This is a genomic window from Lentzea kristufekii, from assembly GCF_033949925.1.
GTDB classification, from domain to species: domain Bacteria; phylum Actinomycetota; class Actinomycetes; order Mycobacteriales; family Pseudonocardiaceae; genus Lentzea; species Lentzea kristufekii.
The window spans coordinates 394169-409104 of sequence record NZ_JAXAVV010000004.1 but is presented as its reverse complement, the minus strand read 5'-3'; the positions used below and the strand labels follow the sequence as shown (position 1 = coordinate 409104).

At 70.2% G+C, this 14936-nt stretch carries 17 protein-coding genes; 11 read left to right on the top strand and 6 right to left on the bottom strand.

The genetic code is table 11. The features are described 5' to 3' along the window. Positions 1-203 precede the first annotated feature (203 nt). Complete coding sequence (locus tag SK571_RS11110) at positions 204-647, top strand: alpha/beta fold hydrolase (RefSeq protein ID WP_406601963.1); 444 nt, start codon at positions 204-206, stop codon at positions 645-647. A gap of 321 nt (positions 648-968) precedes the next feature. Further along, positions 969-1826 (top strand): phosphatidylinositol-specific phospholipase C/glycerophosphodiester phosphodiesterase family protein, encoded by an 858-nt coding sequence (locus tag SK571_RS11105; protein ID WP_319983949.1) that lies wholly within the window; start codon positions 969-971, stop codon positions 1824-1826. Positions 1827-2531: 705 nt separating this feature from the next. On the opposite strand, the gene SK571_RS11100 is transcribed toward SK571_RS11105, so the two are convergent. The 6 genes from SK571_RS11100 to SK571_RS11075 all read right to left on the bottom strand — a co-directional run bounded on the left by SK571_RS11100 (position 2532) and on the right by SK571_RS11075 (position 6006). Beyond that, positions 2532-3521, bottom strand: a complete 990-nt coding sequence (locus SK571_RS11100) for an LLM class flavin-dependent oxidoreductase (RefSeq protein ID WP_319983948.1) — start codon at positions 3519-3521, stop codon at positions 2532-2534. Further along, complete coding sequence (locus SK571_RS11095; RefSeq protein ID WP_319983947.1) at positions 3518-4336, bottom strand: T3SS effector HopA1 family protein; 819 nt, start codon at positions 4334-4336, stop codon at positions 3518-3520. Before SK571_RS11095 ends, SK571_RS11100 begins: the two co-directional genes overlap by 4 nt. Further along, positions 4329-5366, bottom strand: a complete 1038-nt coding sequence (gene lxmK, locus SK571_RS11090) for a class V lanthionine synthetase subunit LxmK (RefSeq protein ID WP_319983946.1) — start codon at positions 5364-5366, stop codon at positions 4329-4331. Before lxmK ends, SK571_RS11095 begins: the two co-directional genes overlap by 8 nt. Before the next feature lie 15 nt (positions 5367-5381). Next, entirely contained in the window at positions 5382-5576 is a 195-nt protein-coding gene (locus tag SK571_RS11085) for a hypothetical protein (protein ID WP_319983945.1), read from the bottom strand. Positions 5577-5641: 65 nt separating this feature from the next. After that, positions 5642-5797, bottom strand: coding sequence for a hypothetical protein (locus SK571_RS11080; protein WP_319983944.1), 156 nt, complete (start codon positions 5795-5797; stop codon positions 5642-5644). A gap of 44 nt (positions 5798-5841) precedes the next feature. Then, a complete protein-coding gene (locus SK571_RS11075) occupies positions 5842-6006 on the bottom strand; it encodes a hypothetical protein (RefSeq protein ID WP_177320656.1) in 165 nt (54 codons plus the stop codon). Positions 6007-6295: 289 nt separating this feature from the next. Between SK571_RS11075 and mpaB the strand changes: the two genes are divergently transcribed. From mpaB to SK571_RS11030, 9 genes are read left to right on the top strand one after another with little or no spacing between them, the layout of a single operon-like run. Then, on the top strand, positions 6296-7273 hold the full coding sequence (mpaB, locus tag SK571_RS11070) for a daptide biosynthesis RiPP recognition protein (RefSeq protein WP_319983943.1): 978 nt from the start codon (positions 6296-6298) through the stop codon (positions 7271-7273). Continuing rightward, entirely contained in the window at positions 7270-8043 is a 774-nt protein-coding gene (mpaM, locus tag SK571_RS11065; RefSeq protein WP_319983942.1) for a daptide-type RiPP biosynthesis methyltransferase, read from the top strand. Before mpaB ends, mpaM begins: the two co-directional genes overlap by 4 nt. After that, positions 8043-9266 carry a daptide-type RiPP biosynthesis aminotransferase gene (gene mpaD, locus SK571_RS11060; protein ID WP_319983941.1) on the top strand — a complete coding sequence of 408 codons (1224 nt, stop codon included), beginning with the start codon at positions 8043-8045 and terminating at the stop codon, positions 9264-9266. Before mpaM ends, mpaD begins: the two co-directional genes overlap by 1 nt. Continuing rightward, positions 9260-10354, top strand: coding sequence for a daptide-type RiPP biosynthesis dehydogenase (mpaC, locus tag SK571_RS11055; protein WP_319983940.1), 1095 nt, complete (start codon positions 9260-9262; stop codon positions 10352-10354). The genes mpaD and mpaC overlap by 7 nt, the downstream gene beginning before the upstream one ends. Beyond that, complete coding sequence (locus SK571_RS11050) at positions 10342-11469, top strand: YcaO-like family protein (protein ID WP_319983939.1); 1128 nt, start codon at positions 10342-10344, stop codon at positions 11467-11469. The genes mpaC and SK571_RS11050 overlap by 13 nt, the downstream gene beginning before the upstream one ends. Before the next feature lie 17 nt (positions 11470-11486). After that, the gene (gene mpaP, locus SK571_RS11045) at positions 11487-13055 is read left to right on the top strand and encodes a daptide biosynthesis intramembrane metalloprotease (RefSeq protein ID WP_319983938.1); all 1569 of its coding nucleotides are present in this window, start codon (positions 11487-11489) and stop codon (positions 13053-13055) included. Beyond that, on the top strand, positions 13055-13762 hold the full coding sequence (locus SK571_RS11040; protein ID WP_319983937.1) for an ABC transporter ATP-binding protein: 708 nt from the start codon (positions 13055-13057) through the stop codon (positions 13760-13762). Before mpaP ends, SK571_RS11040 begins: the two co-directional genes overlap by 1 nt. Beyond that, entirely contained in the window at positions 13755-14396 is a 642-nt protein-coding gene (locus SK571_RS11035; RefSeq protein ID WP_319983936.1) for a hypothetical protein, read from the top strand. The genes SK571_RS11040 and SK571_RS11035 overlap by 8 nt, the downstream gene beginning before the upstream one ends. Next, the gene (locus tag SK571_RS11030; RefSeq protein ID WP_319983935.1) at positions 14393-14920 is read left to right on the top strand and encodes a hypothetical protein; all 528 of its coding nucleotides are present in this window, start codon (positions 14393-14395) and stop codon (positions 14918-14920) included. Before SK571_RS11035 ends, SK571_RS11030 begins: the two co-directional genes overlap by 4 nt. The last annotated feature ends 16 nt before the right edge of the window (positions 14921-14936 follow it).

Below are 14936 nucleotides of genomic sequence, written 5' to 3'. Positions count from 1 at the left end.
ACGCTGCCGGTGATCGCCGGGCAGGTCGGCATCACCAGCCGTGCGGTTCAACTCATCCTCACGGACCTGATCGAAGGCGGCTACGTCACGCGCACGAAGGTCGGCCGTCGCAACCGCTGGGCCCTGGACCACCCCGGCCAGGTTGACAGGCTCGCCGTGCCCGACGTCGTCCCCACGCGGGAGATGTTCGCCTCGACGCGTCCATGGCCGCAGGCTACTGGCACTGGCTGTTCCACCTGCAGCCCGACCTGCCCGAACTGTTGGTGGGCAACAACATCCGCGCCTACTTGGAGCACTTCTTCGAACGCTGGACACACAACCGCCACGGGTTGGCTCCCGACGCCGTCGACGCCTACGTGCGCGCGTTCTCCCGCCCCGGCGCGCTGCGTGCCAGCTTCGACGACTACCGCGCCCTGGAGACCGACCTCGCCCTCGACGACGAGGACGCCGCGGCGGGCCGTCGCCTGACCATGCCCCACCTGGTCCTGTGGGGTTCGGTCGGACTGCCCGCGCAGCTGCCCACCCCGGACATCTGGCGCCGGTACGCCGATGACGTCACAGGCACCGAGATTCCCGACTGCGGCCACTTCATCCCAGAGGAGCGCCCCGACGTCCTCCTGACCCACCTGCGGAAGTTCCTCGCCTGAGCAAACCTTTGAGTGAATTCGCCCGCCTGCGGCACGAGGAGGATCTTTCCGAGCGCGGTTCGAGCGGAGGACTCGGAAAGCCCTATGGCCGCAGCCACCTCGGTCAGCGGACAACGGGCGGCGATCAGCGTGCCGTTCTGGCGTGAGGTCGCTTGACTGGTCCCGGTCCTCATCTCTGACGCGCGTGCGAGCTGGTTGCCGCCGCGTCGAGTGGTGTTCGCCCGGAAGAAGCACTCTTTCCATCAGCGGCGGCTAGACACTGTGCGTGCACACCACTCGCGCCGGCGCGGGTTCGCGTGTGGACGCAGAGAAGGGAATTCGATGAAGCGATCGACGTTGTCCGTTGTGCTGGCACTGCTCGTGACCGTCGTGGCGAGCCCGCTGCCGGGTGCTGTTGCCGCGCCAGGCCGAGTGCAGCCGCTCGAACGTGCGCACGCGCACAACGACTACGAGCACGACCGCCCGCTGGCCGACGCCCGCGACCGCGGGTTCACGTCGGTGGAGGCCGACGTGTGGCTGGTCGACGGCGAACTTCGCGTGGCGCACGACCTGGCCGGCACACGGCCGGGCCGCACGCTGCGCAGTCTCTACCTCCAACCGCTCGCCCAGATCGTGCGTGCGAACGGGGGCCGCGTCTACCCGCACTGGCGCGGTTCCTTCCAGCTGCTCGTCGACATCAAGAGCGACGGTCCGGCGACCTACAAGGCCGTGGACGAGGCGCTGCGCGAGTTCCGTCCCATGCTCACCCAGTGGGTCAACGGTCACGAACGACGTGGCGCGGTCGAGGTGGTCATCAGCGGGAACCGGCCGCGTGAGGACATGCTCGCCCAGCGGATCCGGCGGGCCGGGTACGACGGGCGGCTGAGCGATCTCGGCAGTGGTGCCCCCGCCACGTTCATGCCGCTCGTCAGCGACAACTGGACGAAGAACTTCACCTGGCAGGGAGTCGGCGCCATGCCCGTCGCCGAGCGGGAGAAGCTCCACCGCATCGTGTCGCAGGCACACACCGCCGGCTACCGGGTGCGGTTCTGGGCCACCCCGGACGTAGCGGGTGAAGCTCGGAACGCGGTGTGGCGTGAGCTGCTCGCGGCCGACGTCGACCACATCAACACCGATGACCTCGCGGGGTTGCGGGAGTTCCTTCTCGCGTACGACCCGGCTGAGCGCCGCAGGGGCTGAACCGTGGACGGGGCTGCCACCGTTCCGGCGGAGCCCTGCCCACTGCGACGCTGGCAGTGGGGCTAACGCGCCCCGGCGGGATGAAAAACGTCGGAACTGGGCGGTCTTGCCCCGGACGCGCCACACACACCTCGTGACTGGAGCCCGCTCAGGCTCGAGCGCGCGACATCGGACATTCGCCACAGGTGGCGTCTGCTTCCGACCGATGACGGCTCGGCGTTCCTCATCCAAAGTGCGGTCTCCGAGCACGCTGTCGATGTCACGCAGGCCGCACAGCTCGGTGTCGCCACATCTGTGGAGCTCTCACTGGGCGTCCTGGCGACAACGGGTGATCTGCCGCCTGGTTCGGCACTGAGCTTGTCGAAATGATCGGGCGTCGCCCTGCATGCTGACGGGTGTGACAGGACATGGCGGTGCCCAAGATCAGAGGTGGGCGCAGCTGGCCAACGCACGCATCGCGCCTACGACAAGGTGCTCGTGGTCAGGACAGAGGACGCCCTGGCCTCCGCAGTGCTGGTAGCCGCAGCCCCACACCGAATGGCCGTGTACGACAAACGAGCCCACCGTGGCCTGGAACTTCTGGGCGGGACCTTGTCCGCGTCCCCTGGTCGACACGGTCGCTACATGCAGCTGAAGGGCGGCCGGCAGTCGTGCCGGTGCCGGGGACCTGGCAGGCGACGGTGAGCATGCTCGAGGTCGACGCCGCTACCGGATCACCGGAGTTCGTGCTGCAGACACTGCTGCTCGCGCGGCGCGTTCGTGTGTCACCAGTCCCAGTTCGCCGAGCAGGAACTCGAGCTCGCGCACAGCGACCGCATCGCCGTGTACGGCACCGACCCCGCTGAGGTTGAGCACCACCTCGTCGACTCCGGCAGCGTGGTACTCGCGCAGACCGGCCACGATCTCGGGGAGCGTGCCGGTGAGGAAGAGGCCTTCCTCGACGAGTCTCCGCGCGCCCGACTCGGGATCGGTCGGATCCACGGCGACGCCCGCCTGGTTCAGCATCGAGACGTAGTGCGGCGCCTGGAGATGCCGCCCGCACACCGAGAACGCCACCCGGTCCAGGTCGCGGCCCGGTTTGCGCTGCGCTACGTGCACCACCGACACCACCCTGGTCCGGCCGCCCAGCTCCGGTTTCAGCACGTCCCGGATGTAGGCGGGCGGGCACAGCCAGGTGATCGCCACGTCGGCCACCTCGCCCGCCAGCCGGGCCATCGCCGGACGCAGCACGCCGACGCCGACCTCGACGTGTTCGTGCGGGAACGGCGGGAGCGTTCCCTCCAGCCGGAAGTACTCACCGTTCAGATGGATCGTCTCGCCGTCGAGCAGGCCGCGCACGGTAGTCAGGTACTCGCGGGTGGCGGTGAGCGGGCTGCGGTACCTGCCGCCCGTGGCCCGCTGGAAGTCGACCGGGCCGGGGCCGTAGCCCGCGACGGCCGGCTGACCCGTCAGCATGGCCAGTGATCGGGCTTGCAGCGCCGCCTCGTACGGGTGTCGCAGCGGCATCAGCGTGACGCTCGTGCCGACCGGGATGCGGTGGCCGAGTCCGGCGGCGTAGGCGAAGACCTGATGCGGTTCGATCGCGAGCGCCTGACCGAGCCACAGGCGGGTGTTCGCCCGCTGCACCAGAGCCGCGACCGGGCCGATCTGGTCCGGTCGCACCGGCATGAACGGGACGTGCACCGAGAACTTCACGGTGCCACCAGGTTGCGCGCCGGGTTCGCCGGGTCGATGCCCGCCAGCTCGAACTCACGGGCCACCACGAGCTCGCGCGGCTCGCCGCCGGCGCGCAGCAGGGCCTGGGCGAGGACGCGAGAACGGTGCTGGCCGAAGCTGAGCCCGGACATGCCGAGCCGCGTGTCGTCGGGTTCCTCGGCGACCGCCACGCCGGGTGCGAGCTCGTCGGCGAACACCGAGGTCTCGACGCCGATGCCCGGCAGGCCCAGGACCGCGGAGGCCACGAGATCGGCACCGAGGCCTGGCAGGTACACCACCAGCGCGTCCCGGCGCGGATACTCCTCCCGGCGCGACAGGATCTTCGCGTGGTAGGTGACTTTCGCCCGTTCCAGCGCCGTCAACACCGCGTGCCAGACATCAGGCGCGTCGTCGGCGTTCGTGACGTGGACGTACACCCGTTGCAGCGCATCGGTGAACTCCGCAGGCCGCGAGCTCGTCACGTACAGGAATCCCGGCGACAACGCGGGCCGCACGGCTGGAACCCGGACATGCTCGCCTTCGACGGCGTCCTCGGGGAACCAGACCAGCACGTCGTCCAACTCCACGAGAACACGGCCCTCAGACCGTCCCTTGAGGACACCTGTGACCGTGGTCGTCTCGTGCGGCACGGCAGCTGCGAGAAGGGCCTCCAGCTGCCGGTCGCGCTTCGGCGAGAACCGGTCGCGGGTGTGCCCGGTGTGCAGCTGCGCGTACAGACCGTCGGCCAGATCGTCGACGGCGACGGTGAGATCGACCGTCAGCGTCGCCAGCGCGGTGGCGAGCCGGTCACGCATGAGCGAACCCCAATACGGCGTGGAAACGTTGCGGTGCGGAGAGGATCGTGCGTGCGACGCGGAACAGCGTGTGGCCGACCCCGTCGAGCCGCGGCCGGGCCAGCGCGTCGATGAACATCCGGTCGAGCAGGTGCCACGCCACGAACACCACCGCCCGCTCCGCCACGTCCGGGCAAGGGCGGGCGCGGTGATAGGCCTGCCAGAACGCCTCCACCACCGGCCGAACCTCTCGGTACGGCTTCCAGCGCTCGGTGAGCACGATGTTCGGCACCGGTACCCGGCGGGCCGAGGCGCGGGTGCGCTCGGTGAGATGGCGGAAGATCGCGTGGTAGAGGAACTCGCCGACGAAACTGCCGACGTCGCGGGCGGGATCCGCGAGCCGGAACGTCTCCCAGTCCGCCAGGTGCAGGCCGCCGTCCGCGATCAGGAACTGGTCCAGCCGCAGATCTCCGTGAGTCGGTGTGCGCACCACGTCCGAACTGCGATCTTCCAGCGGCGCCAGCGACTTCACGATCACCGGGTCCTGCTGGACGAGCTGCCACGCCTGGAGCTGGGCCTGGCTGGACTCGGTGTAGAGCTCGGCGCTGATGCCGCCGAAGACGTCCTCGTGCGGTTGCTCCGGCAGCGCCCGCTCGGTCTCGGCCAGCGGCGCCGGGTCCAGACCGTGCACGGCTGCGAGCGCCTCACCCGCCTGCTCGCCGAGGTCGATGCCGAACGTGCGGTCGAGTGCGGCTTTCTCCCCGGTCCGCACGCCGTCGAGACCGCGGAACGCCTGCACGGCCGCTTCCTCGTCCTGACCGAGCAACGCGGGGGTGAGCACGGGGCCGCCGATCCGGTAGAACGTGGCTGTGCGGCGCAGACCGGAGGTGATCTCCGCTGTCGTGCCGACGATCCGCTTCACGAACACGCGCTCACCGGTCGTGGTCGTGCCGAGCCAGTTGTCGTTCCGGCCGATGACGGTGGTCGCCGCCGGCCAGTCGAAGGTGCCGAGACCGAGCCGGTCCAGCAGGGAGTCGATCTCGTGCACCATTTCCCCCAGGTGGAATCAGTTCTTCTGCGCCCGCTTCCAGTCCCGCAGCAGCAGTCCGGAGAACAGTGCGAGACCCGCGATCGCGACAACAAGAAGTGCGATGCGCAGCCATGGCGTTTCCTGTACGCCGCCGAGCACGGCCAGTGCCATGAAGGCGACGAGTGCGCCCTGGTACTTCGTGTTGGCGGAGATGTTTTTTTCTGTGGACATGCGGAAGAGCATATCGCTCCTGCCCGAATAGGTGACGCCCCCGCGCGCCAGGGGCGTCGTGCACATCACGTCAACAGACTGATGAAGATCGTGCTCACGGCCGCACCCGCCGAAACACCGGTGATGAAGTCACCGGCGTCGGGGGTGGCGATCCGGTCGAGCTCCGCGACCGACAGGTCGATCGGGGAGAGCTCGTCGAAGGACAGGTCGAGCTTGGCCATGCGTGTACACCTCCTTTCCTGTCAGTGCTGGTCAGTTGACCCGATCAGGTGAGAACGATCGTGAGCGTGATGCCCGCGACGCTCATGCTGACGCCGGTGCCGGTGAGGACGTCGCACGTCTTCTGGTCGACGCCGGCGCAGTTGCCGAGTCCTTCCAGAACCTCCAGTTCCTGGAAGGACAGGTCGAGCTCCTGCAGCGTGTTCTGCACAGTGATTCACCTCCTTCCGCCGCTCGGCGCGAAGGGGAACTTGTCTCTTGACTCCCCAGTCAGAAGCGAGAACGGTCGATGCCGTCCCGCTGGTCGCCACTCTAAGCGCCACTGGTTCGGTTTTTTCAATCGAATCAAACTATTTGTGGGCTGAGTCACCGGCATTCTGCGACTTTCGTAGTACGCGTACAACCAGCGCGGTACGTGAAATCGATACCGCCGTTGGATAGCTTTTTCGGCGGGGTGTGCTGAGCATGGACTCACACGTTGCGGAGATCTGGGGGATCTTGTGAGCATCAACGAGCAGCTTCTCGCTGCGCTGGTTCGGCTGACCAGCGGGAACAGTCAGATCAACACCACCGGGGGCCGCGTGGTCTTCGCGGAGTCGGCCGAGCACGCGGACTTCGCCCGCGGCCTGGGCGACTGCCCGGATGACGTGGTGTTCACGCCCGAACAGTTCGAGGGCGGCATCAGTGAGCCCGGCGACGAGCTCTTCGTCGGCGACGGCCTCTACGTCTACACGCAGGACTACCTGTCGACGCCGTTCCTGGCCGTCGCCGGTCCGACGATCGTGCGGATGACCGGCCAGGAGGACTACCGGGCGTTCCTGGAGGACGCGGACCTGGCGCGGTCGCGGGGCGAGTTCGTCGAGCAGCTTCTGAACCCGTCGGTGTTCCTCGCTGACCAGTGCGCGCTCGGCTCGACGCATCTGTGCGGTGCACCGGCGTTGCTGCGCCTGCACATCTGCGCGTCCGGCGAGGTGCGCACGTCGCCCGGTGGCTCGGTGCTCGGTACCGTTTCCTCCACCGTGGACGAACTGGAGACGGCAGCTGTTCACGGTGCCGGAGACGTGTGCCTGAACGGGGTCGTCGACGAGTCCGTTGTGGACGCTTCCCGTGTCGGACGTCCTTGGCTGTCGCGGTACCTGCGCTCGCTGGACGTGCTGCGCGGGCTTCGGGCGCAGGGCAGTGCCGGCTACCGGGTCTCCGGGTTCGGCGGGCGCCTCGTCGGCACCCTGCCCGCGTTCGACGAACCGGTCGACGCGCCGCTGCTGCTGTGGAACGACTCCGAGCACCTGCTCTGCGACACCGCCACCGGGCGGTTGTTCCGGCTGGGCGCGGACGCGGCGCGGTTCACCGAGCTGCTGATGGTCAGCGGATCCGGCGACGAGGCGCTGGCGTTGGCGCGCGAACACCTGCACCTGGACGGCGCGGTCGCGGCGGACGCGCTCGGCGTCGTCGCCCGGCACTTCGAGCAGGCCGCGTGATCAGGCCGCCGGGCACGGCGGGCGCGCTCGCCGCGTTGTACGGGCTGGAGCCGGTGCCGCTCTACAGCGCCGGAGCCGGGGTGTACGACGACATCGCGCAGATCGACCGTGCGGAGATCGGTGATGTGCTGCGGCTGGCGCAGCGCGTTGGTGGTCCGGTGCTGGAGCTGGCCTGCGGGTCGGGACGGGTGACGTTGCCGCTGCTCGCGCGCGGGCACCGCGTGGTGGCGCTGGACAACTCCGCCGCGTTGCTGCGGTTGCTGTCGGACCGCCTGCCGGACGTGTCCGGTGCACGGCTGGTCGAGGCCGACATGACCTCGTTCGAGCTGGACGAGACGTTCGGGCTGGTGGTGCTCGCCGCTACTTCCGTGTGCCTGCTGGACGCGCGCCAACGCGCCGCGGTGTTCGAACGAGTGCGCGCACACCTCGCCGCCGACGGCCTCTTCTACGTGAGCGTGCTCGACCTCGCCGACCGGTTGCGCGCCGCGCGGCCGGTGGAGCGGACGAGCGTGCTGGTCGGCCCGGGCGGTGTGACGTCGTTGTTCCAGCGCTTCGACGGACGCCGGGGCGTTCGGACGACGAGTGTGCTGCACGAGTCCGTTGTGGACGGTGTGACGGCCGATCGCGCGATGTACCTCAGTGAGATCAACATGGTCGGGTCCGACGAGCTGGTCCGCGAGCTCGGCGCCGCGGGTTTCGAGGTGCTGGAACGGCGAAGTGGTCCGGCCGGCGAACAGGTGCAGGTCCAGCTCGTCTGCGGGAGGCGCTGATGAGGTACCCGGTGTGGGAGTCGCTGGCCGTGCCGAGCGCCTACGGGCGCGCCGACCGGCAGGCCGTGTCGGCGCGAGGTGTGCGGGTGCGGTTCGCCGACGGCACTTCGGCCTTGTGTGCGACCAGCGGGTTGTGGAACGTCAACCTCGGCTACGGCAACCCCGTGATAGCCGATGCGGTGCATCGCTCGCTGCTCGACTCGTCGTACCTGACGCTGTTCCGCGGCGGCCACGCACCGGCTGTGCGAGCGGCTGAGACGTTGTTGCGGGTGTGCGGACCGGAACAATTCGGCCGGGTGCTGTTCTCCACCTCCGGCGGCGCGGCGAACGACGTGATGATGAAGCTCGTGCGGCACCACCAGGCGCTGCGCGGCGAAGGTCAGCGTCGCGTCGTCGTGGGGTTGAAGGGCAGTTACCACGGACTCACCTACGGCAGCTTCGGGCTGACCGGCGAGCGGCTCGGACAGGACGCCTACTCGGTCGACCAACGGCACGTGCGGCACGTCGGGTCGGCGGCCGAGCTGACGGCGTTGTTCGCGCGTGAAGGTCATCGGATCGCCGCGGTGGTGTTGGAGCCGGTGCTCGGGTCCGGCGCGTACCCCGTTCCCGCCGAGTTGCTGGCCTCGTTGCCCGCTTTGCGGGCAGAGCACGGCTTTCTGCTGGTCGCGGATGAGGTCGCGACGGGATTCGGTCGATGCGGTTCGTTCTTCGCGTCGTCGTCCTGGGCTGTGCAACCGGATGTTCTTGTGACGTCCAAAGGCCTGACGAACGGCACATGCGCTGCTTCGGCGCTGGTGGTGTCACACGAGGTGTGCGAGGTGTTCGAGTCGGCGGACTCGATGCTCGTGCACGGGGAAACGCAAGCCGGAACGCCCGGCAGTTGCGCGGCGATCGTGGCGACCATGGGGGAGATGCAGCGGCTGAACGCCGTCGAGCTGGGGCTGGCGAACAGCCTGCGGCTCGACGGAGCACTGGAGCGGCTGGCACAGCACCCGCTGGTGACCGGACATCGGGGGGCCGGGTGTTTCCGGGCGCTGGAGCTTGTACCCGGGGTGGCGCAGCAGGTGGTGGAGTCGGCACGGCGTCGTGGGCTGATCGTGCAGCCCGGCCCCGACTGCGTGCAGCTGGTCCCGGCCCTGACCTACGGCGCTGACGAGTTCGACGAGCTTGAAGGGTTGCTGCTGGCCTCGCTGGACGTGGCGGGGGAGCGTGTGGCGTGTTGACGCACCAGTCCACCACGACGACCGTGCACGCGGGGTCGTGGCCCGCGAAGCTCGGCGGCCGGGTGGCGTGGCTGGTCGACCCGCACGTCCGGTTCGACGTCCCTGGCGCGATCTTCGTTGATCCGGCCGACTCCGGTGTCGACGCGGTGCGCGCGGTGGCCGCGTCGTTCGGCGACTGCGACACCGTGGTCGGTGTCGGCGGCGGTGGTCTGCTCGACCTCGTGAAGCTCGCCTGCCTGGTCGACGCCGATCCTGGGCTGGCCGACGTGCTGACGTCGCGCGGGCGCCGGGCAGGGGTGATCCCCCTGCCCGCCGGGCCGTCCCCGGTGCGCCGGCGGGTGTTGGTGCCCACGACCGTCGGGACCGGGGTGGAGGTCAGTGCGGTCGCGTGCCTGACCGTGGACGGCGGGAAGCGGCTGGTCGCAGGCTCACGGTTGCGGCCTGAGGTGGCGGTGCTCGATCCGGCTCGCACCGCTTCGCTGCCCGTGCGATTGTTGCGCGAGGGTGTGCTGGAGGCGTTGCTCCGCGTCCTCGGGCCGGTGGTGGGCAGCGCCCACGTCGGAGGCTTGCCCGACGCCGAGGCGGCGATGCTCGCGCGGGAGCTCGTGGCCGTGGGGGACCGTTTCGCAGCCGGGGACGTCACCGCTGCCGGACGGTTGTCCGCCGCCCAGCTCAGCGCCGCCACGCACACCGGGTGGGCGTTGGTCGGGCGACAGCCCTACGCGGCCAGGCACTGGTATCTCGCCAACGAGCTGTCGACCGTGTTGTCCGTGCGCAAGATGGTGGCCACGGCGCACGTCGTCCCCGCGGTGTGGGAACGGATCCTTCGCGGTGACGAGCGGTTCGGCTTCGCGGACCGGCTTGACGCGGCGTGGCGGTGGATCTCGGAGTCTCCGCCGGTCGAGGGGTTCCGCGAGTTGTTGCGACGGTGGGACCTCGAACCAGACGTGGTGCCTTCCCCGGAGGAGATCGCTGAAGCGACGGCCAACGCGCTGAAGGCGTGGGGCGGGACGTTGCCGATGCTCGCGGGACTGGGCGCCGACGACATCGCCGGGATCTACCAGGGGAGTGTTGTGTGTTCGACCTGATCTCGACCCTCGATCCGGCGAACGGGCTCACCCGCGGGTGGGAGATGCGGGCACCGGAAGCAGACCGTCCGATGTGGAGCGTCGCGGTCGACATCGGCGGCGCGCACCCGGTCGGCGCGTGCGGTGCTGGACGGATGGACACGGTCACACGGGCCGCCGGCGAGGCGGTGGAGCGGTTCGCGTTGGTGCCCGGCGACGGGCTGGAGTCCGTGGTGGCGCCGGCGCGGTCGCTGCCCGGCGCGCTGGACTTCGCCGGTGCCTCGCTCGGTGATCCGCTCGCCGTCGACGAGTCCCTGCGCTGGTACCGCGGTTCCTGGCTGGACTCCGGTGAGCCGGTGTGGGTGCCCGCGGGCATGGTCGACCACCCCGCGGACACACCGTGGTTCGACTCGACACCGTCCGGAGCAGCGGCCGGGCCGGACCTGGAGTTCGCAGCCAGGGCGGCGCTGCTGGAGTGGATCGAACGCGACGCTGTCGCGGTTGCCTGGGCGACCGGTGCCGGGGTGCGCCGGGTCGAGCCGCCCGCCGGGCGTGTCCGGCGGCTGCTCGAGTCGGTCCGGGACGTCGAACCCCGCCTGGTCAGCCTCCCCGTGCTGCCGGGGTTGACGTGTGTCATGGCGGCTGTCGTCGACGGACCCGCGCTCGCGGCTGTCGGAGCGAAGGCACATCACGACGCGGAACGGGCGATGCTGGTCGCGGTGCAGGAGTCGTTGCAGGTCAGGGCCGCACTGCTGGCAATGCGCGCGGAGTGGGGCGAGGTGACCGCGCCCGACGTCGTGCGCAACGACGCGGACCGGGCGCGGCTGTACCTCACCCCGGCCGCGGTGTCGGAGGTGCGGGAACGGCTGAGCGACCTGCCGCTGACCGAACTCGACCCGGGGCCGGAGATGGCGCTCGACGAGCTGGTCGCCGCGGTCGTCGCCGACGGTGGACGGCCCGCGCTCGTCGACCTGAGCGCGCGGCTGCCCGCGCCGCACCGGGCGATGGGGTGGAGGGCGGTCAAGGTCGTGGTGCCGGGGTACCAGCCGTTGCGGATGGACGAACGGCACGCGTTCGGGTGGCGGCACGACCGGATGAAAGGGGCGGTCGGGTCGTTCCCGCATCCGCTGATCTGAACAGACCTGGGGGGAAGATGACGACAGAGGTGCTGCGGCCGCGGTTGGCGCCGTGGATCGTCGTGCACGCGCCGATGTCCGACGGCGCGCCGTGGATCGTGGAGCGGCCTGGCACGAACCCGTTGCGGGTGAGCGAAGACATCGGCTCCCTGCTGTCCGCCGTGGACGGTCGGCGAGACGTGGACGCGCTGGCCGGCGTGCTGGGCACGCGCTGGACGCCCGAGCTCGTCGGTGGCGCGGTGCGCAAGCTCGACGACCTCGGCTTGCTCGACGGCGCCCCGGAGCCCGAGCCTGAGAAACGCGTCGTGCTGGTGTCGTGGACGACAGTGCGGTTCCGGCTGGTGCAGGCGACCAGGGTGCTGGACCCGTTGCGACCGTTGCTGGTCCGGCTGCCCGGACCGGTGATGATCGGACTGGCGCTGCTGCTGGCGCTCGGCGGGGTGGCGGCGCTGGTGGCGTTGCCCCTCGGCGACGCGCTGGGCTCGCCGTTGCCGGTCGAGGCCGCGGTGTGGATCTGGGGCGGGATCATGCTCACCACCGTGGTGCACGAGTTCGGCCACGGCGCGACGCTGACGCACTACCACGGCCGGCCCGGCTGGCTCGGCGTGATGCTGTTCTACCTCACGCCTGCCTGCTTCTGCGAGGTCACCGACGGCTGGCGGCTCGGCAGGCGCAGCCAGCGCGTCTTCGTCGCACTGGCCGGCGTCGCGGTGCAGGCGAGCGTCGCCGGCGCGGCGGCGTTGGTGGCACTGGTCGTACCGGCCGGGGACGCGCGGACGACGCTGATCGGATTCGCGGTCGTCTGCTACCTCAGCGGAGCCGTCAACCTGCTGCCGTTCGTGAAGCTCGACGGGTACCTCGCGTTGATGGCGCACCTGGACATCCCGCGGCTGCGCGACCGGGCGATCAGCGACGCGCGCGGCTGGCTCGCGTCGGGACGGCGGCACCAGCGCGACCTGCCGCAGCGGTGGGCGGTCTCGTTCGGGTTGGTGTGTCTGGTGTTCCCGGTGCTGGTGCTGGCACTGGCGTTGTCGAGGTGGACGCACCTGCTGCTCGGCGCTGGCCGGGCCGGCGGCGCGCTGGTGCTGCTGATCGTGGCCGCCCTCGCGTACAGCGTCGTGCGAGGGCTGGTGCGGACCACGTGGACCGCGCGGCTCGCGTTGCTGGCCGTCGCGGGTGGGGCGGTGGTGGCGGCTTTGCTGTCGTTCGTGCCGGTGCGCAACGACGTCCAGGGCGGCTACGTCAGTGACGGGACGTCCGTGCGGCTGGCCTTGCCCACCGGAGCCGCCGACGTGCAGTCGGGTGCGCAGGTGGTGTTGCGGCGCAACGGGTTGGTGTTCGGCACGGACATCGGGACCGCGACGGTGGACGGCAGGCCGAACGTGGGAGAGGTGCCGCTGGGCGCGTTCATGCCGTTCAGGTCCGGCACACCGACGGAAGCACTCGTCGTGCCGCTGCGAGGTGAGGCGCCGAGCGGCGTCGGCGCGGCCTACGTCGTGGGCGAGGACGTGCCGTTTGGTGCGTGGCTGGCGGACAACTACCTGCTGCCCGCGTGGCGGCAGGTCTTCGGACAGGAGGAGAGCTGATGATCGAGTTCCGGGACTTCACCAAGCGCTATGGGCACCTGACGGCGGTCGAGGACCTCAGCTTCGAGGTCCGGCCGGGGCGTGTCGTCGGGCTGCTCGGGCCGAACGGGGCGGGCAAGAGCACGTCGTTGCGCGGGCTGCTGGGGCTGGTGCGGCCGACGTCCGGCGCGGCGACCGTGTTCGGCGTTCCGTACGAGAGGCTGACGAACCCGGCGCGCCGGGTCGGCGTGCACATGGACGGGCTCGGGTTCGAGACCGGCATGACCGGGCGCCGGCACCTCCAGATCTGCGCTGTCGCCGCGGACGCACCGCGCGGCCGGGTCGACGAGGTGCTGGACCTGGTCGGGCTCGCCGACGCCGGGCGGCGCAGGCTGGGCCGGTACTCGACCGGCATGAAGCAACGGCTCGGGTTGGCGACCGCGTTGATCGGCGATCCCGAGGTGCTCGTGCTGGACGAGCCCGCGAACGGCCTCGACCCGCAGGGCATCCGATGGTTGCGGAACTTCCTGCGCTCGTTCGCCGACGGCGGCGGCACCGTGCTGTTGTCGAGCCACCAGCTGGCCGAACTGGCGCAGACCGTGGACGAGGTCGTGATCATCAACGGTCGCCGGGTGTTCAGCGGATCGCTGGACGCGCTGACCGGCGGTGGCGCGCACAACCTCGAAGACCGCTACTTCGAGCTGGTCGAGGAGGGTGTTCATGCGTAACGCGCTGCGTTCGGAGGTGCTCAAGGCCGGCAGCGGGTTCTGGATGCTCGCCGTGCTCTCCTACGGGTTGCTGCTGCCGTTCATCATGTGGAGCTTCTTCGGCGGTGACCCCCGGGACAGCCTCTCCGTGGCGCCGGTCGCGGCCGCCTTCACCGGCTGCTACCTCGTCACCCGCGACTACTACTACGGCTCCATTCAGCGCGTGGTGTTGTTCAACTCCAAGCAACACGTGTTCTTCGCGAAGCTCGTGGCGGGTCTCGTCGGCGGCCTCGCCACCGGTCTGATCGGTGTGCTCGGCTGGGCGCTGCTCTCCGCGTTCGAGTGGCGGGTCGCGGCCGGGTGCGTGGTGGGGTGCGCGCTGGCCGGGGTGTTCGGGGCCGCGGTCGGGTGGGTGCTGCCGAACTACTACCTGGCCACGTTCGTCGCGCTGGTCGTGCCGCTGACCGCGGGAACGGCGCTCGCCACGTTGTACCCGGAAGTGGGGAAGTACCTGCCCTCCAACACTTTCGCGGGCGTGTTCGGGGTGACGGCGGGGTTGCTGCCGGTGTGGGGGAGCGCCGGGCTCGCGCTGGTGTGGGTCGCCGCGGTGGCGTTCGCCGGACGGGCGTTGTTCCTGCGCCGGGAACTGTCGTGACCGCGCTGCGTGCCGAGCTCATGCGGCTGGGCTCGGACCTGGTGCTGCTCGGGTTCGCCTTCGCCGCAGCCGTTCTCGGGCTGGCCGGCTCACCGGACGTCGTGCTGGTGGCGGCGTTGTACCCGGCCGTGCGGTACACCTACGAGCTGCGCTGGGGCACGATGGCGCGCGCGGTGCTGCTCGCCGGGCGGCAACCCGTGCTGGTCGCGCGGGTGGTCGCCGCGCTGCTCGGCGGAGCGGTGATCGGTTCCGCCGGCGTGCTCGCCTCCCTGGTGCCGTGGGCGACGACCGACGCGGAGGTGCTGGTGACGGCGCCGCTGGCCGCGGTGTCCGGGCTGTTCGCCGGGGTGGTGCTGCGAAACTACTTCCTCGCGCCGCTGGCGGTGGTGCTGGTGCACATCGCGGCCGAGCTCGCGGTGGTGGAGTGGCCGGTGCTCGGACCGGAGATGTGGGTGCTCGGCGTGGGCGCGCTGCTGATCACCGGTGTTGTGGCGTGGCTCTCGCTGAGCCTGCGTGACCTGTGACGGAACTGCGGCTTTA

Coding starts and splice junctions, on each gene's coding strand:
- SK571_RS11110 (WP_406601963.1), top strand. CDS start 204: ATGGCCGCAGGCTACTGGCACTGGCTGTTCCACCTGCAGCCCGACCTG.
- SK571_RS11105 (WP_319983949.1), top strand. CDS start 969: ATGAAGCGATCGACGTTGTCCGTTGTGCTGGCACTGCTCGTGACCGTC.
- SK571_RS11095 (WP_319983947.1), bottom strand. CDS start 4,336: ATGCGTGACCGGCTCGCCACCGCGCTGGCGACGCTGACGGTCGATCTC.
- lxmK (WP_319983946.1), bottom strand. CDS start 5,366: ATGGTGCACGAGATCGACTCCCTGCTGGACCGGCTCGGTCTCGGCACC.
- SK571_RS11085 (WP_319983945.1), bottom strand. CDS start 5,576: ATGTCCACAGAAAAAAACATCTCCGCCAACACGAAGTACCAGGGCGCA.
- SK571_RS11080 (WP_319983944.1), bottom strand. CDS start 5,797: ATGGCCAAGCTCGACCTGTCCTTCGACGAGCTCTCCCCGATCGACCTG.
- mpaD (WP_319983941.1), top strand. CDS start 8,043: ATGAGGTACCCGGTGTGGGAGTCGCTGGCCGTGCCGAGCGCCTACGGG.
- mpaP (WP_319983938.1), top strand. CDS start 11,487: ATGACGACAGAGGTGCTGCGGCCGCGGTTGGCGCCGTGGATCGTCGTG.
- SK571_RS11040 (WP_319983937.1), top strand. CDS start 13,055: ATGATCGAGTTCCGGGACTTCACCAAGCGCTATGGGCACCTGACGGCG.
- SK571_RS11035 (WP_319983936.1), top strand. CDS start 13,755: ATGCGTAACGCGCTGCGTTCGGAGGTGCTCAAGGCCGGCAGCGGGTTC.